We start from the raw sequence: 25,628 nt of genomic DNA on the forward strand, positions 1-25,628 counted from the left end.
GCCCTTATTCACGAGCGCTTAACTCGCGAGTAACTTAAGACCTGTGATCGGCGTCACACCGCCTCTCCTGTACGGCCGCGCCGCGGAACGGGCCGAGCTCGACGCCCTCATCGAGGCGGCCGCCGCCGACTCGCGCAGCGCCGTGCGCGTGCTGACCGGAGAGCCCGGCGCGGGCAAGACCGCCCTGCTCGGCTGCGCGCTCGCCCGCGCGGCCGGCGGCCCGGGCGCCAGTGCGGACCCCGCATCACGTCCCGCGATCGGAGAGCCCGCCGTCGCGGCGGCCGCCCCGCCGGGTGCCGGACGCGGGGGGTTCGCCGTGCTGACCACGCGAGGGGTGCCCTCGGAGTCGCGGCTGCCGTTCGCGGGGCTGCACCGGCTGCTCCGCCCGGTCACCCGGCTGGTCGGCGGCCTGCCGGCGCCGCAGCGGAAAGCCCTCGGCGCGGCGCTCGGGCAGGCGGAGGGGCCGTCCCCGGACCGGTTCCTGATCTCCGTCGCCGTGCTCACCCTGCTGTCCGAGCTGGCCGAACGCGGCCCGGTGCTCGCCGTGGTGGACGACGCCCACTGGCTGGACGCCCCCTCGCTCGACGCGCTCGCCTTCGCGGCGGCCCGGTTCGAGGCCGAGGGCGTCGTGCTGCTGGCGGCCGTCCGGGCCGGCCACCTCTCGCCGCTGTCGGGACTGCCCGCGCTGCCGGTCGACGGGCTGACGCCCGGCGCGTGCGACGAGCTGATCACGTCGAGGGCCGAGGGACCGGTGGCGACAGCCGTACGGGACCGGCTGGTGGCCCACACCCGGGGCAACCCGCTGGCCCTCGGGGAGATCGTCGACGCCCTGACCCCCGACCAGCTCGCCGGCCGGGCCACGCTGCCGCACCCGCTGCCGATCGGGCCGGGGCTCGAAAGGGCCTACCTGGAACGGGTGTCGGCGCTGCCCGCGCCCACCCGGAGCCTGCTGCTGCTCGCCGCGGCGGAGGCCGAGATGGACGCCGGGACCCTGCTGCGGGCGGCGGCGCACGTCCGCATCGAGGTGTCGGCCATCGAGCCCGCCGAATCGGCCGGGCTGATCCAGGTGTCGGAGGCCGGTGTCCGCTTCCGGCACCCGCTCATGCGGTCGGCCGTCTACCAGGGCGCGGGGCTGGCCCGCCGGAGGTGGGCGCACCAGGTGCTCGGCGAGGTGTCGGGACCCGGGGACCGGCGGCCCTGGCACCGGGCGGCCGCCGCGCTCGAACCCGACGACGGCCTCGCCGCCGAACTGGAGGAGAGCGCGGGCCGCGCCCGGGTGCGCAGCGGATACGCCGCCGCGGCCGTGGCCCTGGAGCGGGCGGCCGAACTGACCGGGTCCGAGCCGGCCCGCGTGCGGCGGCTCGTCGTGGCCGCCTGGGACCGGTGGCTCGCCGGCCACACCGGATCCGCCGTACGGCTGCTCGACCAGGCGAGGCGGTCCGCCGAGGCCGCGGGCGACACCCGGATGCTCGGGGAGATCGACTTCCTGCGGGGGACCGTCGACCTGCGCGGCGGGGTGACGGGGGACGCCTACCGGTCGCTCGTGTCGGCCGCCGGCCGCCTGGAGCCCGAGACGGCGCTGCGCGCGCTGATGGGCGCCGCCGAGGCGGCCTCGTACGCGGGCGACGACCGCATGCTGGCCGCGGTGGCCCGCAGGGCGGAGGAGGCGGCGGACGTCCCGGGCGACCGAGCCGCCCTCATCCGCGCGTACCTGGCCGGGGTCGCGGACGCGGTCGAGGGCGACCTGCCCCGCGCCGTCGGTCCGCTGCGGGAGGCCCTGCGGATCGCCGAGCGGGTCGACGACCCGGACGCGCTGGTCTGGGCGGCGACGGCGGCGCTGCTCGTGGGCGACGACGCGCTCGCGCACGCCCTGCCCGCGCGCGCCGCCGCGATCGCCCGGGCGCGCGGGGCGGTCACCGCCGTGCCGCAGGCCGTCGAGCTGCTCGTCCACACCGAGCTGTGGAGCGGCAGGCTGGCGATCGCCGGGGCGAACGCCCTGGAGGGTCTGCGGCTGGCGACCGACACCGGCCAGCTCAACTGCGCCTGCCATCTGCGCGCGCTGCTGGCTCTGCACGCCGCGATCGAGGGCGACACGGCCGCCTGCCGCGAACGGGCCCGCGACGCCATGACCCGGGCCCGCGAGCACGACCTCGGCCTCGCCTGGGCCGTCGCCACGTGGGCGCTCGCGTTCGGCGACCTGTCGCAGGGCAGGTACGGCGAGGCGGCCCAGCGCCTGGCCCGCATGGCGGAGGCCGGCTCTGGCCAGGGACATCGGGCGATCACGCTGCTGTCGGCCCCCCACTTCGCCGAGGCCGCCGCCCGCAGCGGCGACCGCAGGCGCGCGGGCGCGGCTCTCGCGAGGTTCCGGGCATGGGCCGAGACCGTCGAGAGCACGTGGGCACTCGCGCTCGTCGAGCGGTGCCTGGCCCTGCTCGCCGACCCGGCGGAGCCGGGGGAGGCCGATCGCCACTTCCGGAGGGCCCTCGACCTGCACGCGCGGAGCGAACGCGACTTCGAGCGGGCCCGCACGGCCCTGCTGTACGGCGCGCACCTGCGCAAGCAGCGCCGCCGGGGCCAGGCGCGCCACCACGCCCGGGAGGCCCTGGAGATCTTCGAACGGCTCGGGGCCGTCCAGTGGGAGGAGCGGGCCCGGGGCGAGCTGCGGGCCACGGGCGAGACCGTGGCCGGGCCGGGGGCCGGGGACGCGGCCGGGCTCACCGCCCAGCAGTTCCAGATCGCCCGGTTCATCGCCGAGGGGGCGACGAACCGCGAGGTGGCGGCCCGTCTGTTCGTCAGCCCCCGTACGGTCGACTACCACGTGCGCAACATCTTCGCCACGCTCGGCATCGCCTCCCGCGGGGAGCTGATCCGCCGGTTCCGCGGCGGCCGGGCGCCCGGTTCCTGACCGTCCGCCGGGGTGCGATGGGCTCTTTGCGGGTGAAGCGGCTGATCCGCATGTTTGACCGGACATTGATCGTGGGATGCGTGATCACCCGGCCTGCGGCGCTTACCGTCGTGCTCGTATCGTCAACGACCTCGGGGGAGTCTCATGCCTATCTGTACGGCCGTACTGGCCGCCGCCCTCCTGTCCGGGCCCGCCGCCGCGCCTCCTGATCCGGCCCCGGGCGTCCCGAAGGCGGTCGCCAAGAAGATCGAGAAGAGTTCGCCGTCGGAGCCGCAGCAGCCGCTGGCCGTCCTGCAGCCGGGGGGCGCGGCGAGCATGGGCATGCCGGGCATGGGCGGCGAGCCCGTGGCGGCCCCGATCGTGCTGCCTCCGGCGGCCTTCGAGGACAGGCCGGGGGACACGGCCGGCATGGGGACCGGGGACACGGCCGGGGACAGGGCCGCGACCAAGGCGGGAGACACGACCGGGGACAAGGTCGTGGACAAGACCGGCGGCAAGACGGGGGACAAGGCCGGTGACACGGCCGCCGGGAAGCAGGACGACGACCTGGCCATCCCGATGATCAACCCGAAGACGCACGATCTCCTGATCAAGCCGGCGGTGTCGAACGGGGCGCCCGGTCAGCCGATCAAAACGTTCACGCTGAATCCGTTCCAGGGTGTGCAGGTGGCGCAGTCGTACCCGGGCTTCGGCCGTCCAGGCCACCACACCGTGCCGCGCGGGCCGAAGCACCCCAAGGCCACGGACCACCCCAGGACTCAGGGGAGCGCCGGGGCGGCCGCGCTGCACTCCCTCACCTCGTCCGCCGGGCAGGTGGCGAACGCCCCGGCCCACACCCGGGACAGCGCGGGCGCCCAGCGCCCCAAGGCCCCGGCCCACACCCAGCAGACGGGGCAGCAGACGGCGCAGCACCTGCCGCAGCAGGCGCCCGCCGTGGTGCGGCACCCGAAGTCGCCCGTTCAGGGGCAGCAGACGTCGCGGCACCTGCCGCAGCAGGCTCCGGCCGCGGTGCACCCGAAGTCGCCGGTTCACGCCCAGCAGGCTCCCCTGCTCCCGCGGCAGGTCCCGGCGCCCGTGTCCCAGGTGGCCCCGCCGCTGCGTCCCTAGCGCGAGCCCGTAGGCCCATGCCGGCACGCGTTCGGCGACGCGGGTGACGCCGTGACGCCGACGACCATGTGACGGCGGGCGACGCGGCCCCGAGCGGGTCGCCACCCGGCCCGCCGGCCGCGGGAACGGCCGGCACGCCGCCGGAACAGGCGCCGAGCCGCGGGATCGAGCGCCGAGGTGTGACCACGAGCGGTGAGCCGCGGGAACGGCCGCCGAGCCGCAAGAACGAGCGGTGAGCCGCGGGAACGGCCGCCGAGCCGCAAGAACGAGCGGTGAGCCGCGGGAACGGGAGCCGAGCCGCGAGCACACGCGGCACGCACGACCGCCGCGGCCGGCAGGAGCCCGTGCCACAGGGTTCCGGCGAGAGCCGGGGCGCCGGCGTGCGGCGGCGGACTCCCGCCACGGGGTGACCACCCGGGTTCAGCGCCGAGCCGCGGGATCGAGCGCCGAGGTGTGACCACGAGCGGTGAGTTCGTCCCTTCCCGGCACGCGTTCCGCGTCCCGTCCGCGCCGCGTTCCGTCCGCCTGTGGCCCGCCGTACGTCACGCGCCACCCGAGCGTGCCGGGGACGGCGGGCGCGTGGCGGACCCACTCCCATGACCACGACCACGACCGGCCCACACCAGCACATCAGCAGCACACGACCCGCCCACCACCAGCACACGACCACGCCCATTCGCGACGAGCGGGGCGGGCCCGCGGGCCACGACCGGCCGCACCGGCGGCCACGCCGCGGGCGGCGCCGGCGGATGTCCGTCCCGGACGCCGCGCCGGCGAGCAACGACCTCTCACCACGAAGGAAACACGAAACAATGAAGACCCGTCTTCTCGCCCTTTCCACGCTGACCGTGGCGCTGTCGCTGTGCGCGGCGTGCGGCGGCCAGGGCAACGGCAACTCGGCCGCCCCCGCCGCGGCCAACGAGACCGCGACCGACACGGTCTCTGAGACCGCCGGCGCCGAGACGAGCCCCGCCACCGAGTCGCCGTCGCCCGGCACCTCGCCCGGCGCCTCGCCCTCCGCCTCACCGTTCGGGGCCGGCTGCGCCTCGTTCCCGGCGTCCGGCCGCGGCAGCCTGACCCAACTCGCGAGCGAGCCGGTCGCGACCGCGCTCGGCTCCGTCCCGTCGCTGTCCACCCTGGCCAGCGCCGTGAAGAAGGCCGGGCTGGTCGAGACCCTCGACAGCGCGCAGGACATCACGATCTTCGCGCCGACGAACGAGGCGTTCGACAAGCTCCCGAAGAAGAAGCTCAACCAGACGCTGTCGGACCGCAAGGCGCTGACGACCCTGCTCAGCTACCACGTGGCCAAGGGCCGCAAGACGCCGACCGACCTGCAGAGCGGCAAGATCACGACGCTTCAGGGCACGGATCTGACCGTTACCGGCTCCGGGCAGAACTACAAGATCAACGATGCGGACGTGCTGTGCGGCGACGTGCCGACGCGCAACGCCACGGTGTACGTCATCGACAAGGTGCTGCTGCCGAAGTAGGCGCCGTCCGCGCACCTTCCCACGAGGGGCGAGCCCGCGACCGCGGCTCGCCCCTCGTCGCGTTCCGGCCCGGTCGATCCGTCTCTGACGTGGGTCAATGTCCCTGAAACGGCTGATTCTCTTTCTTTGACCGGACACTGGGCGTCGGGTCCGTGATCGCCCGGCATGCCGTGCATAACGTCGTTCTCGTACCGTCCAACCACTAACTGGGGGAATCTCATGCCTATATGCACTGCTGTCCTCGCTGCCGCCCTTCTGTCCGGGCCGGTCTCCTCCACGCCCGCCGACCCGGCGCCGGCGTCCAAGAGCGCCATGGCGCCGGGCAAGCAGATCGCCCAGATCGCCATGAAGAACCCGGACGACCCGGAGCTCATCGCCAGCAAGGCGCTGGATGTGCTGAAGGGCAAGGGCACCAAGATCGGCCCCGCGTCCGGCGGCAGCAAGGGCACCAACGACAGCAAGGGCAGCAACGACAGTGACGACAGCGGCGCCGGCCAGCCGCAGGACGTCTTCCTGACCGGCGGCAACCCGACGAACAGCTCGGGCGCCGGCCCGACCATCACCAAGAAGGGCGCCCCCGCCAAGAGCACGGGCGTCGTCCCGTCGTTCGGCGAGGGCGGCGCGCCCTCGAACAACTCGGGGTTCGGCCCGACCATCAACAAGAACAACGCGCCGGCTGCCGGCGGCAACCAGGGCTCGCAGCTGAAGATGCCCCCGGTGTTCGGCCAGCAGTTCGCCGACTCCTTCGCCTGGCCGCAGACCAAGCTGCAGCCCCAGAGCAAGACCACGGCGAAGGACAAGAAGGCCAAGAGCGCCGAGTCGGAGGACAACGACTGGATGAGCGACTGGACCTGAGAGCCGCGCTGACGAGGGGTGAGCCGGACGGCCCGGCTCACCCCTCGCCGTGTCCGGAGCGGGCCTGGTTTTCACCCCTCGCCGTGTCCGGAGCGGGCCTGGTTTTCACCCCTCGCCCTGTCCAGGGCCGCCTCGGCTCACCCCTCGCCGTGTCCCGGGCGGGCCCGGGCCCGGGACGGCGGCGGACGGCGCTCAAGCCATACCGCCCGGGGGAAGTTCCACGACCTCGACCAGGTCGGCCAGGTCGACGTACCGGGCCACCTCGGCCACCGAGGCGCAGAAGCCGACGTGGTAACCGAGGTGGCGGACGCGCAGCAGGCCGCGGCCGTCGAGGACGACGCAGTCCACCTCGTAGCCGTTCACGCCGACCCATTTCCGCATGGAGGCACAGTAGGAAACACGAGGTCAAGGGCCGGCAAAGCCCCACGAGGTCACGTGGGCCAGGGCCGCAGGCGCGTGGTCGAGACGATCTCCGCGCGGTCGCCGGGAAGGCTGACCTCGGAGACCTCCACCACCCGATCGCGGGTGTCGATCGACGTCTTGCGCAGCACCAGGACCGGCGCGTCGGGCGCCACGCCGAGAAGCTCCGCCTCGCCCGGCTCCGGCCGCCGGCTGACGACCTCGTCGACCACGCGGTCGACCTCGATGCCCACGGTTTTGAGCTGGTGCTGGGTGCCTCCCGGCCACGGCTCGTTCTCCGGGTTCAGCAGGTCGGGGTTGCGGGCCACCATGTCGTGCACGAGCCAGGAGTTGACCAGGCTCAGCGTGGCCTCGTCGTCGGCCTCCTGCGTCCGGTAGCGCCGGTGCAGCAGCTTCGTCCCCTCCGGCACCCCGAAGCGCCGGGCCAGCTCCGCGTCCGCCGGGGCCGTGCCGTAGGCGATGTCGAAGTCGAGATCCTCCTTGCGGAGGCCGGTGTCGTGCTCGGTGGCGCCGGTCCTGCGGCGCTCCGACTCGGGCAGCAGCGCCCGGTCCTTCTCCCACTGGTACCGCTCCGGGCTGCGCCGGAGCCGGCGACGGCTCTCATCCATGCACGCGCCATTCCCCGGCTCCGGCCTCCTATGTTCCCCGCCGGGCCGTCGCCGCCGGCGGGACATGGGGAGTCAGCGCTGAAGGAAGGCGACGACGGTCTCGGCGAACCGCCCGGGGGCGTTCTCGTGCACCAGGTGCCCGGCGGGGATCGTGACCACCCGGGCGTCCGGCATCCTCCGGCCCATCTCGGCGAGCCGGTCCTGCGGGATGTGGCTGTCCGGTCCGCCGGCCACCACCAGAGTGGGGGCGGCGACCGCGCCCAGCGCCTCCAGCCAGGCCGGGTCGGGGTCGTCTACCTGCGCCCGGACCGCGAGGACCATCTCCCAGTCGAACGGCAGCGGCCCCTCCGGCCGTTCCGGGACGGTCGGGGGCCGGGGCAGCGGCGGCGGGACGTCCTCCAGCACGAGACGGCCTACCCGGCCGGGGTGGGAGGCGGCGAGGAGGTAGGCGACCACCCCGCCCATCGAGTGGCCGACCACGTCGGCCACGGCGAGCCCCAGCGCGTCGAGGAACGCGGCCACGTCGTCGCGCATGAGGGGGAAGGAGTAGGCGCCCGGCCAGTCGGAGGACCCGTGGCCCCGCAGGTCCGGCGCGTACACCCGGTGACCGTCCGCCGTGAGGGCGGCGGCCGGGCCGTCCCAGTCGGACGCGTCCTTGCCGAGAGCGTGCAGCAGCACCACGGGCGTCCCGCCCTCGTCGCCCCACGTCCGGTACGCCAGCCGCAGGCCTCCCGCCTCGACGATCCGGTGATCGCTCATGCCCCGACCATAGCGCGGTATTGATCCTGCCTTAATCCAATGAAACGGACAAAATGTCACAATCGGGGTATCTGGCACCTCGGTGGGGGTTCGGGATCGTGAGCGGATGGACGTTCGAAGGACAGCCCACGGCGCTCGGAGGCGCGGCACTGACGCTCGTCTCCGGCGGCTCGTTCTGCGTGTCGGCCCGCAACGGGGACATCCTCCCCGGCCGGGCGCACGGCGTGTACTACGCGGACACGCGGTTGCTGTCCCATCTGGAACTGCGGGTGGACGACAGGCAGGTCGAGGAGCTGCAGGTGCTCGTGGCCGAGCCGTACCACGCCACCTTCATCGGCCGGGCGGCCCCGCGCCGCGGGCAGGCGGAGAGCACGCTGCTCGTGATGCGGGACCGGTACACGGGCGGCGGGCTCGCCGAGGAGATCGTCCTGCGCAACATGGCCGACGAGCCCGCCGGCTGCGTGGTCACGCTGCTGGTCGGCTCCGACGTGTGCGACCTGTTCGAGGTGAAGACCCACCGGGTCCACTGGGTCGCCGACGTTGTCACCGACGCCGAGGAGCGGGCGCTGCGCATGTTCTCGCCCAGCAAGCGCCGCGGCGTGCGCGTGGTGGGCGAGGAGAACGGCGCGGAGGTCATCGTGGTGACCGCCCCGCGCATGCTGATCTTCCACGTGGTGGTGCCCCCGCGAGGGGAGTGGAAGGAGTGCGTGCAGGTCAGGCCCATCATCGACGGAGTCGAGAGCGAGCCGTGGTTCGCCGGGGGCCGCCGGGCGCTCGAACACGCGGAGCACGCCCGCCGCCTGGCCGAGTGGGACCGGCTCAGCCCGAGGGTCACGACGGCCAACCGCGCGCTCGGGGCCATACTGGGCCAGTCGCGGATCGACCTCGGCGCGCTGCGCCTGTTCGACCCCGACCACCCGGAGCTGCCGCCGACCATCGCGGCCGGGGCGCCCTGGTTCATGACCCTGTTCGGGCGCGACTCGCTGATCACGTCGTGGATGGCCCTCCCGCTCGACCCCGACCTGGCGTACGGGACGCTGCGCCGTCTGGCGCGGCTGCAGGGCACGAAGACCGACCCGCTGAGCGAGGAGGAGCCCGGCAAGATCATGCACGAGCTCCGGTACGGCGTCGGCGTGGACGGCGCGGGGGCGCACCCCTACTACGGCTCGGTCGACGCCACCCCGCTGTTCGTCGTCCTCCTCGGCGAGCTGCGCCGATGGGGCCTGCACCACGACCTCCTGCGCAGCATGATGCCGCACGTGGACGCGGCGCTCGAGTGGATCGAGCGGTGCGGCATGCGCGACGGCTTCCTGTGGTACCGGCGCAAGACCGACCAGGGCCTGCTCAACCAGGGGTGGAAGGACTCCTTCGACGGCGTCAACTTCGCCGACGGCGCGATCGCCCGGCCGCCGATCGCGCTGGCCGAGGTCCAGGGGTACGTGTACGCGGCCTACATCGCCCGGCACTACTTCGCCAAGGAGGAGGGCGACACCGAGACCGAGCGCCGCTACACGCGGAAGGCGGCCGAGCTGCGCGAGGCGTTCAACGAGCGGTTCTGGCTGCCCGGCCGCGGCTACTACGCCGTCGGCCTCGACCACGAGGGACGGCCGATCGACGCCCTCGCCTCCAACATGGGGCACTGCCTGTGGTCGGGCATCGTCGACAAGGACAAGGCGGAGTCCGTCGCCCGGCACCTCATGTCGCCTGCCATGTTCACCGGCTTCGGCATCCGGACACTCGCGTCCGACATGGGCGCCTACAACCCGATGAGCTACCACAACGGCTCGGTGTGGCCCCACGACAGCGCCCTCGTCGCCGCCGGGCTCATGCGGTACGGCTTCGTGGACGAGGCGCGGCGGATCGCCGCCGGCCTGCTGGAGGCCGCCGAGGTCTTCAACCGCCGGCTGCCCGAGCTGTTCTGCGGGTTCTCCCGTGAGGAGTTCCCGATGCCGGTGCCGTACCCGACCTCGTGCTCGCCGCAGGCGTGGGCGGCCGCGACGCCGATCCAGCTCGTGCGGATGCTGCTGCGGATCGACCCCTGGGTGCCCCGCCGCACGGTGTGGATCTCCCCGGTGCTGCCCGAGGGGTTCGGCGACCTCCACATCGCGAGGATCCCGCTGGCCGGGACGCGCGTCGACCTCGACGCCCGCGAGGGCAGCGGCGAGGTCCAGGTCATCGGCCTGCCCGAGGACATCCGGCTCGTCTGCGAGCCCCGTCCGGCCGCGAGAGCCGCCGTACGCGTTTGACGTCCCTGGGAGCATCCGCGGCCCTACGGGCACGCGGGGCGCCGGTCAGGACGGGTCGTCCCAGGTGACGGCCATGTGCTCGGGACCTCGGGTGGACAGGCCGGTCTTCCACGCGACGTCGGCCGGGGATCCGGCCAGCCGCAGGCCGGGCAGGCGGCGCAGTAGCGTGCCCAGGGCGACCTGAAGCTCCATCCGGGCGAGCGGTGCGCCGAGGCAGTGGTGCGGCCCGTGCCCGAACCCGACGTGCGAGGCCTCCTGCCGGTGGAGGTCGAGGTCGCCCGGGCGCGTGTAGACCGACTCGTCGCGGTTGGCCGACGCCAGGTGCGCGACCACGGGTTCGCCCGCGCGCACGGTCACGCCGCCCAGCTCGACGTCCTCCAGCGCGTAACGGGCGTTGAGGACCCCGCCGCCGAGGGGGACGAAGCGCATGAGCTCCTCCACCGCGACCGGGATCAGGCCCGGGTCCGCGCGCAGCGCGGCGAGCTGTTCGGGATACGTGAGCAGGACGTAGACGAAGTTCGGGATCTGCGACGCCGTCGTCTCGTGGCCGGCGACCAGCAGCGCCTCGGCCAGCGACAGCATCTCCTCCTCCGACAGCCGCTCCTGCTCGTCCCGGGCGGCGACCAGCGCGCCGAGCAGGTCGTCCGACGGGACGCGGCGGCGCCGCGCGATCAGCCCGGCCATGTACTCCCGGAGCCGGCCAACATGGTCCGCCACCTGCTCGGGCGTGTACCGGGTGGTGGACAGGAACGCGTCGGACCAGGTGCGGAACTCGGTGCGGTCGTCGACCGGAACGCCCAGCAGCTCGCAGATGACCGTGATCGGCAGCGGCAGTCCGAAGTCCTCGACGAGGTCGGCGGGGGCGCCCTTGGCCAGCATCGCGTCGGCGAGGCCGTCCGCGATCTCCTGGGCGCGCGGCCGCAGCTGCTCGACCCTCCGTACGGTGAACGCCTTGGCCACCAGCCGGCGCAGCCTGGTGTGCTCCGGCGGGTCGAAGCTCAGGATGCCGCCGGGCCGGGGGCGGTGGGCCCGGGCGCGCGGCTCGTCGCGGCCCGCGGCGGCGGCCCGGCTGAACCGGGGGTCGCCGAGCACGACCCTGACGTCCTCGTAGCGAGTGGCGAGCCATGCGGGCTCGCCGTACGGCAGCCGGATCCGGCACAGCGGCTCCTCCCGCCGCAGCCGGGCGAACAGCGGGTCGACCTCCAGCCGGTCGGCGTCGCCGAACGGGAAGGCCCTGGGCTCGACGGTCGTCATGACTCCTCCACCGCGACGCCCTGTCGCCTGCCGCGGCGGGCCCCCTTCCGCCGGCGGTCCCGCCGGCGCCGCGCCGGCCGGGCGCCTGGCGGATCTGACGCGCACGCCCCGATGACGGGACGCCCCGGTCGTGGCGCGGCCCGGCACGCGCGCACGGGTCAGGCCCCCGGGTTCTCGTAGGTGACGGCGAGCGCGCCGCCGGACAGGTCGACGCGGATGGCCGCGCCGTCCCTGACGTCGCCCGCGACCAGGGCCCGCGCGATCCGGGTCTCGACCTCCCGCGAGATGAACCGGCGCAGCGGCCGGGCTCCGTACACCGGGTCGAACCCCTGCTCGGCGATGAACCGCACCGCCTCCTTGGCGACGTCGAGCGTCATGCGGCGCCCGGCCAGCCGCCCGCGGACGTCGTCGAACATCAGCTGCACGATCTGCTCGATCTCCGGCTCGGTGAGCGGCTTGAACAGCACGATGTCGTCCACGCGGTTGAGGAACTCGGGGCGGAAGCGCGAGCGCAGCTCGCCCATGACCAGCTCGCGCGCCTCCGGGTCGATCTCGCCCAGCGGGCCCAGGCCCTCCATGAGGTACGGGGAGCCGATGTTCGACGTCATGATGATCACGGTGTTGCGGAAGTCGGTGGTGCGGCCCTGGGCGTCGGTGAGCCGGCCGTCGTCCAGCACCTGCAGCAGTGTGTTGAACACGTCCGAGTGGGCCTTCTCGATCTCGTCGAACAGCACCACCGAGTACGGCTTGCGCCGCACCGCCTCGGTGAGCTGGCCGCCCTCCTCGTAGCCGACGTACCCGGGAGGCGCGCCGACCAGGCGGCTGACCGTGTGGCGCTCCTGGTACTCGCTCATGTCCACGCGGACGATGTTGTCCTCGGTGTCGAACAGCGCCTCGGCCAGGGCCTTGGCCAGCTCGGTCTTCCCGACCCCGGTGGGGCCGAGGAAGATGAACGAGCCGATGGGCCGGCGGGGGTCCTTGATCCCCGACCGCGCCCGGATGATCGCGTCGGCCACCGCCTGCACGGCCTCGTCCTGCCCGATCACGCGCCGGTGCAGGATCTCGTCCAGCCGCAGCAGCTTCTCCCGCTCGCCCTCCCGCAGGCGGCTGACCGGGATGCCGGTCCAGCGGGAGACGATGCCGGCGATCTCCTCCTCGGTCACGACCTCCCGCAGCAGCCGGTGCCCGCCCTGCTTGGACTCCAGCTGCTCCTCGGCCGCGCGCAGCTTCCGCTCCAGCTCCGGAAGCCTCCCGTGCCGTAGTTCGGCGGCGCGGTTCAGGTCGTACACGCGCTCGGCCTGCTCCGCCTCGCGGCGGACGGCCTCGATCTCCTGTCGCAGCTGCTGCACCTTGCGCAGGGCGTGCCGCTCGGCCTCCCACTGGGCCCGCATGGCGTCGGCCTCGCCCCGCAGGCCGGCCAGCTCCCGGCGCAGCGACTCCAGCCGATCCAGGCCGGCTGGGTCGCTCTCCTTGGCGAGCGCGGCCTCCTCGATCTCCAGCCGCATCACCCGGCGGGTCAGCTCGTCCAGCTCGGCGGGCATCGAGTCGATCTCGGTGCGGAGCATGGCGCACGCCTCGTCCACCAGGTCGATGGCCTTGTCCGGCAGGAAGCGGTCGGAGATGTAGCGGTGGCTCAGCACCACCGCGGCGACGATCGCGCCGTCCTGGATCTTCACGCCGTGGAAGACCTCCAGGCGCTCGCGCAGCCCGCGCAGGATGGAGATCGAGTCCTCGACCGACGGCTCGTCGACGAAGACGGGCTGGAAGCGGCGCTCCAGGGCGGCGTCCTTCTCGATGTGCTTGCGGTACTCGGCGACCGTGGTCGCCCCGATCAGGTGCAGCTCGCCGCGGGCCAGCAGGGGCTTCAGCATGTTGCCCGCGTCCATCGCGCCCTCGGCCGCCCCGGCGCCGACCACGGTGTGCACCTCGTCGATGAACAGCAGGATCCGGCCCTCGGACGACGTGACCTCCGTCAGCACGGCCTTGAGCCGCTCCTCGAACTCGCCGCGGTACTTGGCCCCGGCCAGCAGGGCGCCCATGTCGAGGCCGAAGACGACCTTGTCCTTGAGCCCCTCGGGCACGTCCCCCCGGGCGATCCGCTGCGCGAGGCCCTCCACGATCGCGGTCTTGCCCACGCCGGGGTCGCCGATCAGGACGGGGTTGTTCTTGCTCTTGCGCGACAGGATCTGCACGACCCGGCGGATCTCGCCGTCCCGCCCGATCACCGGGTCCAGCTTGTCCGCCCGCGCCGCGGCGACCAGGTCGCGCCCGTACTTCTCCAGGGCCTCGTACGCCGCCTCCGGGTTGGCCGACGTGACCCGCTGGTTGCCGCGGACCCGGGTGAGCACCTCCAGCAGCCGTTCGCGGGTCAGGCCCTGCCCCCGCAGCAGACGGCCGGCCGCGGTGTCCACGCCCTCGTCCAGCAGCGCGAGCAGCAGGTGCTCCACCGAGACGTAGTCGTCCTTGAGCCGCCCGGCCTCCCGCCCGGCCGCGTCGAGGACGCGCGACAGCCGCTGGGTGACGTACACCTGGCCGGGCGCCGCCCCCGGGCCGCTGACACGGGGACGGCGCTCCAGCTCGGCCTCCACCTCCAGCAGCAGCTTGTCCGGGTCGGCGCCCGCCAGGGACAGCAGCCGGGGCACCAGCCCGTCCGGCTGGGTCAGCAGCGCGAGCAGCAGGTGCTCGCCGTCGACCTCGGTGTGCCCGTACCGCAGGGCCTTGGTCTGGGCGTCGTGCAGGGCCTCCTGCGACTTCTGCGTCAAGCGGTTCAGGTCCACGATCTGCCTCCAGTGGTCCCCGCCGCGGCCCGCAGGGCCGCCTCCAGCTCCGCTATGCGGTCCAGGAGGTCGGCCACCAGGCCCAGCGCGGCGTAGTTGACGGCCAGGCCCGCGTGCAGACGCTGCAGCCGGCCCGCGGCCACGACCTGGGACGGCGCGAAGCACAAGGTCCCCGAGGCGTCCGTCCAGGCCTCAAGCAGGCCCAGCGCCACCAGGCGCCGCACCAGGTCCGGGTGCAGGCCCGCGGCCCGGGAGAACGACTCCAGGTCCAGGTGCGCCGGCCGGGCGAGCGCGTACCTCATGACGGGCTCCTCGCCGCGCCGCCGGATCGGGGGTTGAAGCCCGACACCCGGGCCAGCCGCTCGTACAGGCCGCGCTCCTCGTCGCCGAGCGTGCGGGGCACCATGATCATCGCCTCGGCCAGCAGGTCGCCCGGTGTGCCGCGGGGATTCGGCATGCCCTGGCCGCGCAGCCGCAGGCGGCGCCCGGACGAGGTGCCCGGCGGCACCTTCACCTTCGCCTCCCCGCCGGGGGTGTCGACGGCGACCGTCGCGCCCAGAGCCGCCTCCCAGGGGGTCAGCGGGAGCCGCACGTGGATGTCGCGCCCCTCGACCCGGTACCGGGGATGGGCGGCGATGCGGACCACCAGGTAGAGGTCTCCCGGGGGACCGCCCCCGCCACCCCGCCCGCCCTGGCCGGCCAGCCGGATCCGCTGCCCGCCGGCCACGCCCCCGGGAATGGACACCTCCAGCGGCCCGCGACCGGGAAGCGTGATCGTGCGCCGGCCGCCCCGGTAGGCCTCCTCGACCGTCAGCGGCAGCTCGGCCTCCTGGTCCGCGCCGGGCATCGGCCCCCAGCCGCGTCCCGCCGCGCGGCGTCCCCCGAACAGGTCGCCGAACAGGTCCCCGAGGTCGACGCCCTCGCCTGTGGAGAACCGGACCTCCTCCCCGCCGGGCGCCCACGCCCGCCCGGCCCCCGCCCCGGCGCGGGCCCGCGCCCACGCCGCCGGGTCGGTCCCCTCCGGCACCTGCCGGAAGTCCGGGCCGAACGCGTCGTACCTGCGCCGCGTCTCCGGGTCCGACAGCACCTCGTACGCCTCGGAGCCCTCCTTGAAGCGGTCCTCGGCACCGGGGTCCTTGTTCACGTCCGGGTGGTAGGCGCGGGCCAGCTTCCGGTAGGCCCGCTGGATCTCGTCCCGGCTCGCCGTCCTCGGCACCCCCAGGGCCTCGTAGAAGTCGCGCCCGGCCATCAGTCCTCCGTCCTGGTGGACACGACGACGGACGCGGGCCGCAGCTGGCCGGCCCCGTCGCCGTACCCCGGACGGACGACCGCGACGACCGTGCCGGGCTCGGCCCCCGGGTCCTCGACCGTGCTGACGGCCTCGTGGTGGGCCGGGTCGAACGGCGCACCGAGGTCGTCCCTGCGGGGGAAGCCGAGGCGGCCCAGCACGGCCACCGCCTGGTCGCGCACGGCCCGCACGCCCTCGACGAGCGGACCCGCGTCGCCCTCGGCGTGCCTGAGCGCGAGGTCGAGGTTGTCCACGACGGGCAGCCACTCGGCCGCCACCCGGGCGCGCTCGTCCCGCCGCGCCCGGTCCACGTCCCGGGTCGCGCGCTTGCGCACGTTGTCCACCTCGGCGACCGCGCGCAGCCAGCGGTCGTGCAGCTCCGCCACCCGGCCTGCGGTCTCCTCAGCCTGTCCCGTCTCCTTTGGTCCCGTCTCCGGTTCCGCCGTCCCGGACCCTGCCGCCTTCGGCTCGGCGGCGGTCCCGGCCGGGATCGGGAGGTCGGCGCCCGGGCCGTCCGGCCGCGGGGTTCCCGTGGGCTCGCTCATGGTCACGTCACTCCGGGCTGGTGAACTCCGCGTCGATCACGTCGTCGTCCGAGGGCGGCGGCCCCGGCGCTCCCGGGCCGGCCGGCCCTCCGGGACCCGCCTGTCCCGCCTGGGCGGCGCCGACGCCGAGGCCGTGGTAGACCTGCTGGAGCTCGGCCGTGAGGGCGCGCAGCCGGTCGATCGGCGCCTCCTCCTTGACGGCCTGACGGGCCTCGACGACCAGCTGGTCCGCGCGGGCCTTCTCGTGCACAGGCACCGCGTCGCCCAGCTCGCCCACCCGCCGTTCCACCTGGTAGGCGACCGAGTCCAGCTCGTTGCGGGCGTCGATCGCCTCGCGCAGCCGGGCGTCCTCGGCGCGGTGCCGCTCGGCGTCGGCGATCATCCGGTCGATCTCGCCGCGGTCCAGGTTGGAGCTCTCGCTGATCGTGATGCGCTGCTCCGCGCCGGTGTCCTTGTCCCTGGCCGACACGTTCAGGATGCCGTTGGCGTCGATATCGGTGGTCACCTCGATCTGCGGCACCCCCCGCGGCGCGGGCCGGATGTTCTCCAGCCGGAACCGCCCGAGCACGCGGTTGTCGGCCGCCCGCTCCCGCTCGCCCTGCAGGATGACCACGTCGACGGCCGACTGGTCGTCCTCGGCCGTGCTGAAGGTCTCGGTGCGCCGGGCGGGGATCGTGGTGTTCCGTTCGATGATCTTGGTCATCACGCCGCCGAGCGTCTCGACCCCGAGCGACAGCGGCGTGACGTCCAGCAGGACGACGTCCTTGACCTCGCCCTTGATGATGGCGGCCTGGACGGCGGCGCCGAGCGCGACCACCTCGTCGGGGTTGACCGTCATGTTCGGTTCCTTGCCGGTCAGGCGGCGCACCAGCTGCTGCACGGCCGGCATGCGGGTCGCGCCGCCCACCAGGATGACCTCGTCCAGGTCGTCGGAGGTGAGCCGGGCGTCGCCCATCGCCTGCTCGACCGGCCCGCGCAGCCGCTCGACGAGGTCGCGGGCGATCTCCTCGAACGTCGAGCGCATCAGCGTGGTGTTGAGGTGCTTAGGCCCGGTCGCGTCGGCGGTGACGAACGGGAGGCTGACCTGCGTCTGCGTGACCGACGACAGCTCGACCTTGGCCTTCTCCGCCGCCTCGAACAGCCGCTGCAGCGCCTGCGGGTCGCGCCGCAGGTCGATCCCCTGGTCGCGCTGGAACTCGGCGGCCAGGTGGTCCACGATCCGCCGGTCGAAGTCGTCGCCGCCCAGGTGCGTGTCGCCCGAGGTGGCCCGCACCTCGATCACTCCCTCGCCGATGTCCAGGATGCTCACGTCGAACGTGCCGCCGCCCAGGTCGAACACCAGGACCGTCTCGTTGCCCTTCTTGTCCAGCCCGTACGCCAGGGCCGCGGCCGTGGGCTCGTTGATGATGCGCAGGACCTCCAGGCCGGCGATCCTCCCGGCGTCCCTGGTGGCCTGCCGCTGGGCGTCGTTGAAGTACGCGGGCACCGTGATGACGGCCTCGGTGACCCTCTCGCCCAGGAACTTCCCGGCGTCCGCGACCAGCTTGCGCAGCACGAACGCGGAGATCTCCTCCGGCGCGTACGGCTTGCCGCGCACGGTGAACCGGACCGCGCCGTCGGGCCCGGGCGCCACGTCGAACGACACCGCCTTGATCTCGCCGGCGACCTCGTCGTACCGGCGGCCGACGAACCGCTTCGCGGAGTAGACGGTGCCCTTGGGGTTGAGGATCGCCTGGCGGCGCGCCATCTGGCCCACCAGCACCTCGCCCTGCTCGGTGAACGCGACCACGGACGGCGTCGTCCGCGAGCCCTCCGCGTTGGGGACCACGGTCGGATGACCGTCCTCGGTGGTCGCGATGACCGAGTTCGTCGTGCCGAGGTCGATGCCTACTGCCTTCGCCATCTGGATCCCTCCCGCCGCCGGGCCGCGGGCGCGGCGAGACGAGGAGGTCGCGCGCCCTAGGAGTCCCTCACCTCCGGTCGTCCCGGCGAACGCGTGCGGGCCGAGCCTGTGCGAACTCTTGGGCGTGGCTTTGCCCTGGGCGCTACCGCTCCCCGGGCAGGGGACCGCCGGTGGACCCGCGGACGACGAGGGTCGTGGGCAGGACGCGCGGGGGAGGGGGGTCGCCGCCGTCGATCATGGTGACCACGGCCTCGGCCGCGGCCGTGCCGAAACCGGCCGTGTCCTGGGCCACGGTGGTCAGGCCGGGCGGGACGAGCGCGGCCGGCTCGATGTCGTCGAACCCGACGACCGCGATGTCCTGGGGGACCTTGAGGCCCGCCTCGGCGATCGCGTGCAGCGCGCCGATCGCCATCTCGTCGCCGGCGGCGAACACGGCGTCGGGCCGCTCCTCGGCCTCCAGCAGCCGCCGCATGGCGGCATACCCCCCGGCCAGGTAGAAGTCGCCCTGCACCACGTGCTCAGGCCGGTACGGCAGGCCGCGGCGGGCCATCTCCGCACGGTACCCCTGGAGCCGCTCGGCCCCCGGCCGCGTCCGCTCGGGACCGGCGATCGTGGCGATGGTCCGCCGTCCCCGCTCGTGCAGGTGCCGCACGGCCGCGGCCGCCCCCCCGACGTTGTCCGAGGTGACGTACGTGGTGCGCGGGCCCTCGACGGGACGGTCGAGGGACACGCACGGCACGCCCGACTCCGCCAGCGTGCGCAGGGGAGGGTCCCACGTGCCGTTGTCGATCAGCACGACCCCGTCGAGGTTGTGCCGCCGGACGGCGCGCAGGTGCGCGTCAGGCCGGCCCCCGTCGTTGGTGGCGAGCATCAGCAGGTGGTAGCCCCGCCCGCTGAGCGCGGTCTTGAGGCCGATCAGGATGTCCTGGAAGAACGGGTGCCGCCACCCCGGGCGCCGGTGGTCGGTGTCCCAGACGAGCCCGACCATGAACGACCTCTTGGTGGCCAGCGTCCTGGCGGACTCGTTCGGCAGGTAGCCGATCCGCTCGGCGGCCCGCAGCACCAGTTCCCTGGTCTTGGGGTTCACCACCTCCGGGCTGTTGAACACGCGGGACACCGTCGCCGGCGACACCCCGCACAACCGGGCCAGCTCTCTGATCGTTGCCACGGACCAAAACGTATCGCATCTCGCTGTAACCGGTTTCATGTAACCGGTTTCAGGCAAAATACTTTGTGAATCCCCAGCGTGTCAACCGTTATGACGCGTTACGTATCCGTGACTTGACACGCGGCCCTTCTTTGGTTGTGATGGCCGTCATCTCGGCCGAGGCTTTCCGTTGCCGCGGGTCCGGCCGTCGCGTCTCGCAGTCACCGATTCCTTCTCGCATGCCTCAAGGAGATCCCAGGTGCCTGCCGCACGACTCCGCCCGCCGACCGACCCCACTGGCCGTACGGGGAGTACGGGTCGTACGGGCCGCCGGGCGGGGGCATGACCGCCGTCGAGCAGCGCCTCGCGGAGCGGGCGGCCTTCCCCGCCGGTTTCGTCTGGGGGACGGCCACCGCGGCGTACCAGATCGAGGGGGCGGCCGCCGAGGACGGCCGGGGGCCGTCGATCTGGGACACCTTCTGCCGGGTGCCCGGCGCGGTGGCGCGGGGCGACTCGGGGGATCTCGCCTGCGACCACTACCACCGCTGGCAGGAGGACGTGGATCTCATGACCGAGCTGGGCGCGGGCGCCTACCGATTCTCGGTGGCGTGGCCGCGGGTGCTGCCCGAGGGGGGCGGCAGGGTCAACCAACGGGGGCTGGACTTCTACCGGCGGCTGGTGGACGCGCTGCGCGAGGGCGACATCGAGCCGTTCGTCACCCTCTACCACTGGGACCTGCCGCAGGCCCTGGAGGACCGGGGCGGGTGGCGGTCGCGCGACACCGCCGAGCGCTTCGCCGACTACGCCGAGGTGGTGTACGACGCGCTGGGCGACAGCGTGTCCCACTGGATCACCCTCAACGAGCCCTACTGCTCGTCCATCGTGGGGTACGGCGAGGGCCGCCACGCGCCGGGCGCGCGGGAGGGGCACGGCGCGCTGGCCGCGGCCCACCATCTGCTGCTCGGCCACGGCCTCGCGGTGGGCCGGCTGCGCGAGCGCGCGCGGCCCGGGCAGCGGATCGGCGTGACGCTCAACATGTCCCCGACCGTGCCCGCCACCTCGTCGGCCGCGGACGCGGCGGCCGCCCGCCGGATGGACCTGCTGGTCAACCGGCAGTTCACCGAGCCGCTGTTCGGCGGCACCTATCCCGCCGACATGGCCGACACGTTCGGCGCCATCAGCGACCTCTCCTTCCGGCGGGAGGGGGACCTCGACGTCATCGGGGCGCCACTCGACTTCCTCGGGGTCAACTACTACTACCGGATCCACGTGGAGGCGGCGCCGTACGACGAGCCGGACCCGGCGCTGCGCACGGCGGACGACATCGGCGTGCGGGCGGTGACCCCCCGCGAGGCCCGCCTCAGCGGGCTGGGCTGGGTGGTCGAGCCCGACGGGCTCCACCAGACCCTCGTCGGCCTGGCCGGCCGCTACCCGAACCTGCCGCCGGTGTACGTCACCGAGAACGGCTACGGGGACGACGGGGCGCTGGAGGACACCGGCCGGCTCGACTACCTGCGCGACCACATCGACGCCACGCGGGAGGCCATCCACTCCGGCGTCGACGTCCGCGGCTACTTCTGCTGGTCCCTGATCGACAACTTCGAGTGGGCGCGCGGGTACGCCGCCAGGTTCGGGCTGGTCCACGTCGACTACAGCACCCAGGTGCGCACCCCCAAGGCCAGCTACCACTGGCTGCGCGACTTCCTCGCCGCGAGCGGGTGACGCGTCCCGTCGTGCGGGGAAAGGCGAGATGATCTCCGCCCCCCTACGGCCTGACCCAGGAGGACGCGCTCTTCGAGACCTGGCTGCGCCGGCGGGAGGACCTCCCGCCGGACCTGGCGGAGGACCGGATGCGGGAGCTGCGGGAGGCGTTCTTCTCCCGGTCCCGGGCGTGCCTGCGGGCGTCCCCGCTGCCGAAGCGGCACAGCTGGGTGCCTGCTGTTCGACGCCGCCGGCCGGGTCGCGCCCTGCCCGATGGAGTCGGCGGAGTACCGGCGGCTCGTCGCGGACCCGCCGGAGGAGCCGGAGGTGTCCGGGTCCTGAAGGCCATGCGCTCGCGCCGCACCTGACGCCGGGAGGTTTGCGCCCTTCCCGTCCGGGTACGCCGCCTCGTCCATCCGGCGAGGAGGGCGCCATGGACGAGGTCGAGGTGAGCGTCCGGATGCCGGCGGTCGGCGTGGTGCTGGAGGCCGACGTCGCCGTCCCCGAGGGGGCCACGGGGGTGGTGCTGTTCGCGCACGGCAGTGGGAGCGGCCGGCACAGCCCGCGCAACCGGTTCGTCGCCCGGGAGCTGCGCCGGGCCGGGCTCGCGACCGTGCTGGCCGACCTGCTCACGGCCGAGGAGGAGCGCGTCGACGCGCGGACCGGACACCTGCGCTTCGACATCGCCCTGCTCGCGGCGCGGGTGGGCGCGGTCGCCGACCTGCTGCCGCGCGACGAGCTCACGCGAGGCCTCGCCATCGGCCTGTTCGGCGCGAGCACGGGCGCCGCGGCCGCCCTGGTCGCCGCGGCCACCAGGCCGGACACCGTGCGCGCGGTCGTGTCCCGGGGCGGCAGGCCCGACCTGGCCGAGGAACGCCTGCGGGCCGTGACCCAGCCGACGCTGCTGATCGTGGGGGAGCGGGACCCGATCGTGGCCGACCTCAACCGGGAGGCCATGGGTGGCCTGGGCGGGCGGGCCGCGCTGGAGATCGTCCCTCATGCGTCCCACCTGTTCGAGGAGCCCGGGGCGCTGGAGGAGGTCGCCCGGCTGGCGACCGGCTGGTTCCTGCGCCACCTCGCGCCGCCGGCCGCGGGCTGAGGCCGGGGGACGGCTCCGGATCCCGGCGTCGTCCCACGTCGGGTCCTGGGAGGTGGGGCCGCCCGGCTACGATCGGTGCCCATGGAACAGCGCGTGATGGGCAGGACGGGCAGACGGGTGGGCGTGGTCGGGCTGGGAGCCTGGCAGCTCGGGGCTGACTGGGGCGAGGTGGACGAGGCCGACGCGCTGGCCACGCTCGACGCCGCGGTCGACGCCGGGGTGACGTTCATCGACACAGCGGACGTGTACGGCGACGGGCGCAGCGAGAGGATCGTCGGCAAGCTGATCAAGCGGCGCCCCGGCCTGACGGTGGCGACCAAGATGGGCCGGCGGGTGCCGCAGACCCCGGAGGCGTACACGCTGGAGAACTTCCGGGCCTGGAACGACCGGTCCCGCGAGAACCTCGGCGTCGACACCCTCGACCTGGTCCAGCTCCACTGCCCGCCGAGCGCGGTCTACGAGGACGACCGCGTCTTCGACGCCCTCGACACCCTCGTGTCCGAGGGCCGGATCGCCAACTACGGCGTGAGCGTCGAGACCGTCGCCGAGGCCCTCACCGCCATCGCCCGGCCCGGCGTCGCCAGCGTCCAGATCATCCTCAACGCGTTCCGGCTGAAGCCCCTCGACGAGGTGCTGCCCGCCGCGGAGAAGGCCGGCGTGGGCGTCATCGCCCGCGTCCCGCTCGCGAGCGGCCTGCTGTCGGGCAAGTACGGCCCGCAGACCGTCTTCGGCGAGGACGACCACCGCAACTTCAACCGGCAGGGCGAGGCGTTCGACGTCGGCGAGACGTTCTCCGGCGTCGAGTACGGCGTGGGACTCCAGGCCGTCGACCGGCTGCGCCCGCTCGTGCCCGAGGGCATGACGATGGCGCAGTTCGCGCTGCGCTGGATCGTCGACCAGCCCGGCGTGAGCGTCGTCATCCCCGGCGCCCGCAACCCCGCCCAGGCCCGGTCGAACGCCGCCGCCGCCGAGTTCGCGCCCCTGTCCGCCGAGGTGCAGTCGGCCGTCCGGGATGTGTACGACGAGCTGATCCGGCCGCAGGTCCACCACCGCTGGTGACGCCGCCGCGTTTCCGGTGCATCTGAGACACGGGGTTCGCTCGAAAGACCCTGTGTGGACACACGGGAGATCCGCGGGGAGAGGGCGGGAGACGACGGCCCCGGCGCCGCAGGTGGCCCGCGCCACGAGCCCGGCGCCGCAGGCGGTCCGCGCCACGGGCGCCACGAGCGCCACGAGCGCCCCGGCGGCGCGGGCACGGTCCCTGACGCGCCGGCCGGCGCCGCAGGCGGCCGCGGGCTGAGGGCGGCCGGAGGGCTTCTGCTGGCGGCCATGGTGGCCGCCCAGGTCGCGTCCGGGCTCCGGCCGGGCGACCTCAGACTCACGAGCGCGGTCGTCGTCCTGCTGGCGGCGGCTGCGCTGGCCTTCGCCGGCGCGGCGCACACCCCGCGCCGCGCCTTCGCCGCGTTCGCCGCCGCCGTGGCCGTGGGCTACGCCGCCGAGTGGGCCGGGACCAGGACCGGCCTGCCGTTCGGCGAGTACCGGTACACCGGCCTGCTGTGGCCCCACCCGGGAGGCGTCCCGCTGGTCGTGGCCCTCGCCTGGGGCGGCATGGGCCTGGCCGCGCACGCGGTCGCCCGGCGGGCGGTCCCGGGGAGCCGGCCCGTCCGGCTGCTCGTGGGGGCCGCCGCCCTGACGGCCTGGGACCTGTTCCTCGACCCCCAGATGGTCCGCCTCGGGTTGTGGACCTGGGCCGAGCAGGGGCCGTACCGGGGCGTCCCGCTGAGCGACTTCGCCGGCTGGCTGCTGGTGTCCCTGCTGGTCGTCGCGGTGATCGACCGGGTCGCCGGGCCAGCGCGGGCGGGCACCGGCCTGGTCGTGCTCTACACGGTCATGGCCGCGATGGAGACCCTCGGCTTCGCCGCCGTGTTCCGGCCGCCGGACCCGCTGGTGGCGACGGTGGGCGGCGTCGCGATGGGGGCCTTCGCCCTGCTGGCCTGGAGGCGTCCGTGGCGGGCGTGATCGTGGTCGGCGGCGGCGTCGGGGGGATGGTCGCCGCGCTGCTGCTCGCCAGGGACGGGCACGACGTCCGGCTGTACGAACGGCTGCCCCGGCTCGGGGGGAAGCTCGCCGAGCACCGCCGCGACGGCTTCACCTTCTCCATCGGGCCCTCGCTGCTCACGCTGCCCGGCCTGTTCCGCGACCTCGGCGTGGACCTCGACCTGCTCGAACTCGACGAACTGTGCCGCTACCGCTTCCCGGACGGCTCGACCCTCTCGGCGTACCGGGACGCGGACCGGACGGAGGCGGCGGTCGAGCGGCTGACGGGGGAGGGGCGCAACTGGCGGGCGTTCCACCGGTGGGCCGAGGGCTGCCTGGAGGCGTCCATGCGGACGTTCTTCGCCGGGCCGCTCACGGGCTCCGTCCGGGACCTCGCGGCGTCGGGGGCGCGGCCGGGTGACCTGCTCGCGGTCGCCCCCGGCCGCACGCTCGACGCGCTCGCCCGCCGGTTCTTCCGGGACCCCCGGCTGCGCCGGTACGTCGACCGGTACGCCACCTACGCGGGGTCGAACCCCTACCGGGCCCCCGCCGCTCTCGGCTGCATCCCCGCGATCGAGCACGGGGACGGCGGCTGGTACGTGCCCGGCGGGCTGCCCCGGCTCGCCGACGCCCTGGCCGTGCTGCTTGACAAGGCAGGGGTCGAGGTCCGGCTCGGCAGCGAGGTGGCCGCGGTGCTCGCCGACCGCGAGCGCGTCCGCGGCGTGCGCCTGGCGGACGGCGAGACGGTCGCCGCGGACGTCGTGGTCGTCAACGCCGACGCCGCCGTGCTGTACGGGCGGCTGCTGCCGGACCGGGCCCGGCTGCGGCGCATCGCCCGCCTCGGGCCGTCCTCGTCGGCGTTCCTCCTCCTCGCCGGGGTCGAGGGCAGGACCGAGGGGCTGCCGCACCACTCGATCGTGTTCTCCGCCGACTACCGGCGCGAGTTCGCCGACATCTTCGACCGGCGCCGCCCGCCCGCCGACCCGACCGTCTACATCGGCTGCTCGGCGGTGCACGACCCCACCCAGGCCCCCGACGGCGCGGAGAACTGGGTGATGCTCGTCAACGTCCCGGCCGGCGATCCCTCCCGGTGGCCGCTCACCCCCCGGGCGTACGGGAACCTGGTGCTGGAACGCCTGGCAGAGCGCGGCCACGACCTGTCCGGGCGGCTGCGCTTCCTCGACCTGCTCACCCCCGCCGACCTGCGCGCCCGGTACGGGGCGTGGGGCGGCGCGATCTACGGCGGGGCGTACGGCGGGCCGCTCGCCCCCTTCCGGCGGCCGGGCAACCGGGGTCCCCGGCGCGGCCTCTACCTGGCCGGCGGGTCGGCGCACCCCGGCGGCGGCCTTCCGCTGGTGGCCATGGGCGGCCGCATCGTCGCCAACCTGGTGAAGGCGGACCTGCGGAGGGCTCGCCCATGAGGCCGTCCGCACGAGCCGCGGCGCGGTCGGCGGCGGCGGCCCAGGCCCTCGCCGCCCTGTCGGCGG

Annotated in this window: 21 protein-coding genes; 11 read left to right on the plus strand and 10 right to left on the minus strand. The window is 74.3% G+C overall.

Annotated features, from left to right (window positions below):
• The first annotated feature begins 43 nt into the window (after positions 1–43).
• From MPTA5024_RS38420 to MPTA5024_RS38435, 4 genes are all read left to right on the plus strand, one after another.
• A complete protein-coding gene (locus MPTA5024_RS38420; protein WP_036333456.1) occupies positions 44–2,905 on the plus strand; it encodes a helix-turn-helix transcriptional regulator in 2,862 nt (953 codons plus the stop codon).
• A gap of 144 nt (positions 2,906–3,049) precedes the next feature.
• Positions 3,050–4,012, plus strand: coding sequence for a hypothetical protein (locus MPTA5024_RS38425; protein ID WP_036333458.1), 963 nt, complete (start codon positions 3,050–3,052; stop codon positions 4,010–4,012).
• An 812-nt stretch (positions 4,013–4,824) separates the two neighbouring features.
• Complete coding sequence (locus MPTA5024_RS38430; protein WP_036333460.1) at positions 4,825–5,502, plus strand: fasciclin domain-containing protein; 678 nt, start codon at positions 4,825–4,827, stop codon at positions 5,500–5,502.
• Between the two features lie 219 nt (positions 5,503–5,721).
• A complete protein-coding gene (locus tag MPTA5024_RS38435) occupies positions 5,722–6,357 on the plus strand; it encodes a hypothetical protein (RefSeq protein WP_157099949.1) in 636 nt (211 codons plus the stop codon).
• Between the two features lie 192 nt (positions 6,358–6,549).
• Here MPTA5024_RS38435 and MPTA5024_RS38440 read toward each other — a convergent pair whose 3' ends face one another.
• The 3 genes from MPTA5024_RS38440 to MPTA5024_RS38450 all read right to left on the minus strand — a co-directional run bounded on the left by MPTA5024_RS38440 (position 6,550) and on the right by MPTA5024_RS38450 (position 8,144).
• Positions 6,550–6,738 (minus strand): hypothetical protein, encoded by a 189-nt coding sequence (locus MPTA5024_RS38440; RefSeq protein WP_036333464.1) that lies wholly within the window; start codon positions 6,736–6,738, stop codon positions 6,550–6,552.
• A gap of 50 nt (positions 6,739–6,788) precedes the next feature.
• Positions 6,789–7,385: a UTRA domain-containing protein gene (locus MPTA5024_RS38445; protein WP_051459193.1), complete on the minus strand. Its 597-nt coding sequence runs from the start codon at positions 7,383–7,385 to the stop codon at positions 6,789–6,791.
• Positions 7,386–7,457: 72 nt separating this feature from the next.
• Positions 7,458–8,144 carry an alpha/beta fold hydrolase gene (locus MPTA5024_RS38450; RefSeq protein ID WP_036333466.1) on the minus strand — a complete coding sequence of 229 codons (687 nt, stop codon included), beginning with the start codon at positions 8,142–8,144 and terminating at the stop codon, positions 7,458–7,460.
• Between the two features lie 98 nt (positions 8,145–8,242).
• On the opposite strand from MPTA5024_RS38450, the gene MPTA5024_RS38455 reads away from it, so the two are divergent.
• Positions 8,243–10,390 (plus strand): amylo-alpha-1,6-glucosidase, encoded by a 2,148-nt coding sequence (locus tag MPTA5024_RS38455; protein WP_036333468.1) that lies wholly within the window; start codon positions 8,243–8,245, stop codon positions 10,388–10,390.
• A gap of 45 nt (positions 10,391–10,435) precedes the next feature.
• Here MPTA5024_RS38455 and MPTA5024_RS38460 read toward each other — a convergent pair whose 3' ends face one another.
• The 7 genes from MPTA5024_RS38460 to MPTA5024_RS38490 all read right to left on the minus strand — a co-directional run bounded on the left by MPTA5024_RS38460 (position 10,436) and on the right by MPTA5024_RS38490 (position 19,325).
• A complete protein-coding gene (locus MPTA5024_RS38460; protein WP_036333470.1) occupies positions 10,436–11,644 on the minus strand; it encodes a cytochrome P450 in 1,209 nt (402 codons plus the stop codon).
• Between the two features lie 158 nt (positions 11,645–11,802).
• Positions 11,803–14,421, minus strand: coding sequence for an ATP-dependent chaperone ClpB (clpB, locus tag MPTA5024_RS38465; RefSeq protein ID WP_036333472.1), 2,619 nt, complete (start codon positions 14,419–14,421; stop codon positions 11,803–11,805).
• Positions 14,412–14,723, minus strand: coding sequence for a chaperone modulator CbpM (locus tag MPTA5024_RS38470; protein ID WP_036333474.1), 312 nt, complete (start codon positions 14,721–14,723; stop codon positions 14,412–14,414). Before MPTA5024_RS38470 ends, clpB begins: the two co-directional genes overlap by 10 nt.
• Positions 14,720–15,670, minus strand: a complete 951-nt coding sequence (locus MPTA5024_RS38475) for a DnaJ C-terminal domain-containing protein (protein WP_036333476.1) — start codon at positions 15,668–15,670, stop codon at positions 14,720–14,722. The genes MPTA5024_RS38470 and MPTA5024_RS38475 overlap by 4 nt, the downstream gene beginning before the upstream one ends.
• Positions 15,670–16,254, minus strand: a complete 585-nt coding sequence (locus MPTA5024_RS38480) for a nucleotide exchange factor GrpE (RefSeq protein WP_036333773.1) — start codon at positions 16,252–16,254, stop codon at positions 15,670–15,672. The genes MPTA5024_RS38475 and MPTA5024_RS38480 overlap by 1 nt, the downstream gene beginning before the upstream one ends.
• A gap of 7 nt (positions 16,255–16,261) precedes the next feature.
• Positions 16,262–18,157: a molecular chaperone DnaK gene (gene dnaK, locus MPTA5024_RS38485; protein ID WP_036333478.1), complete on the minus strand. Its 1,896-nt coding sequence runs from the start codon at positions 18,155–18,157 to the stop codon at positions 16,262–16,264.
• 142 nt (positions 18,158–18,299) lie between these two features.
• On the minus strand, positions 18,300–19,325 hold the full coding sequence (locus tag MPTA5024_RS38490; RefSeq protein ID WP_036333480.1) for a LacI family DNA-binding transcriptional regulator: 1,026 nt from the start codon (positions 19,323–19,325) through the stop codon (positions 18,300–18,302).
• A gap of 321 nt (positions 19,326–19,646) precedes the next feature.
• On the opposite strand from MPTA5024_RS38490, the gene MPTA5024_RS38495 reads away from it, so the two are divergent.
• The 6 genes from MPTA5024_RS38495 (at position 19,647) to MPTA5024_RS38515 (ending at position 25,562) form a co-directional block, all read left to right on the plus strand.
• Complete coding sequence (locus MPTA5024_RS38495) at positions 19,647–21,026, plus strand: GH1 family beta-glucosidase (RefSeq protein ID WP_036333482.1); 1,380 nt, start codon at positions 19,647–19,649, stop codon at positions 21,024–21,026.
• Between the two features lie 50 nt (positions 21,027–21,076).
• The gene (locus MPTA5024_RS44805) at positions 21,077–21,373 is read left to right on the plus strand and encodes a DUF6157 family protein (protein WP_442922132.1); all 297 of its coding nucleotides are present in this window, start codon (positions 21,077–21,079) and stop codon (positions 21,371–21,373) included.
• 65 nt (positions 21,374–21,438) lie between these two features.
• Positions 21,439–22,104, plus strand: coding sequence for a dienelactone hydrolase family protein (locus MPTA5024_RS38500; protein WP_036333775.1), 666 nt, complete (start codon positions 21,439–21,441; stop codon positions 22,102–22,104).
• An 81-nt stretch (positions 22,105–22,185) separates the two neighbouring features.
• Positions 22,186–23,163 carry an aldo/keto reductase gene (locus MPTA5024_RS38505; RefSeq protein WP_036333484.1) on the plus strand — a complete coding sequence of 326 codons (978 nt, stop codon included), beginning with the start codon at positions 22,186–22,188 and terminating at the stop codon, positions 23,161–23,163.
• Positions 23,164–23,217: 54 nt separating this feature from the next.
• Positions 23,218–24,123 carry a carotenoid biosynthesis protein gene (locus MPTA5024_RS38510; RefSeq protein WP_232326815.1) on the plus strand — a complete coding sequence of 302 codons (906 nt, stop codon included), beginning with the start codon at positions 23,218–23,220 and terminating at the stop codon, positions 24,121–24,123.
• Positions 24,111–25,562 (plus strand): phytoene desaturase family protein, encoded by a 1,452-nt coding sequence (locus tag MPTA5024_RS38515; protein WP_036333486.1) that lies wholly within the window; start codon positions 24,111–24,113, stop codon positions 25,560–25,562. Before MPTA5024_RS38510 ends, MPTA5024_RS38515 begins: the two co-directional genes overlap by 13 nt.
• Positions 25,563–25,628 lie beyond the last annotated feature (66 nt).

It is taken from the genome of Microbispora sp. ATCC PTA-5024, from assembly GCF_000511135.2.
Taxonomy (GTDB): Bacteria; Actinomycetota; Actinomycetes; order Streptosporangiales; family Streptosporangiaceae; genus Microbispora; species Microbispora corallina.

Coding starts and splice junctions, on each gene's coding strand:
- MPTA5024_RS38425 (WP_036333458.1), top strand. CDS start 3,050: ATGCCTATCTGTACGGCCGTACTGGCCGCCGCCCTCCTGTCCGGGCCC.
- MPTA5024_RS38430 (WP_036333460.1), top strand. CDS start 4,825: ATGAAGACCCGTCTTCTCGCCCTTTCCACGCTGACCGTGGCGCTGTCG.
- MPTA5024_RS38435 (WP_157099949.1), top strand. CDS start 5,722: ATGCCTATATGCACTGCTGTCCTCGCTGCCGCCCTTCTGTCCGGGCCG.
- MPTA5024_RS38440 (WP_036333464.1), bottom strand. CDS start 6,738: ATGCGGAAATGGGTCGGCGTGAACGGCTACGAGGTGGACTGCGTCGTC.
- MPTA5024_RS38445 (WP_051459193.1), bottom strand. CDS start 7,385: ATGGATGAGAGCCGTCGCCGGCTCCGGCGCAGCCCGGAGCGGTACCAG.
- MPTA5024_RS38450 (WP_036333466.1), bottom strand. CDS start 8,144: ATGAGCGATCACCGGATCGTCGAGGCGGGAGGCCTGCGGCTGGCGTAC.
- MPTA5024_RS38460 (WP_036333470.1), bottom strand. CDS start 11,644: ATGACGACCGTCGAGCCCAGGGCCTTCCCGTTCGGCGACGCCGACCGG.
- MPTA5024_RS38470 (WP_036333474.1), bottom strand. CDS start 14,723: ATGAGGTACGCGCTCGCCCGGCCGGCGCACCTGGACCTGGAGTCGTTC.
- MPTA5024_RS38475 (WP_036333476.1), bottom strand. CDS start 15,670: ATGGCCGGGCGCGACTTCTACGAGGCCCTGGGGGTGCCGAGGACGGCG.
- MPTA5024_RS38480 (WP_036333773.1), bottom strand. CDS start 16,254: ATGAGCGAGCCCACGGGAACCCCGCGGCCGGACGGCCCGGGCGCCGAC.
- dnaK (WP_036333478.1), bottom strand. CDS start 18,157: ATGGCGAAGGCAGTAGGCATCGACCTCGGCACGACGAACTCGGTCATC.
- MPTA5024_RS38495 (WP_036333482.1), top strand. CDS start 19,647: ATGACCGCCGTCGAGCAGCGCCTCGCGGAGCGGGCGGCCTTCCCCGCC.
- MPTA5024_RS38500 (WP_036333775.1), top strand. CDS start 21,439: ATGGACGAGGTCGAGGTGAGCGTCCGGATGCCGGCGGTCGGCGTGGTG.
- MPTA5024_RS38505 (WP_036333484.1), top strand. CDS start 22,186: ATGGAACAGCGCGTGATGGGCAGGACGGGCAGACGGGTGGGCGTGGTC.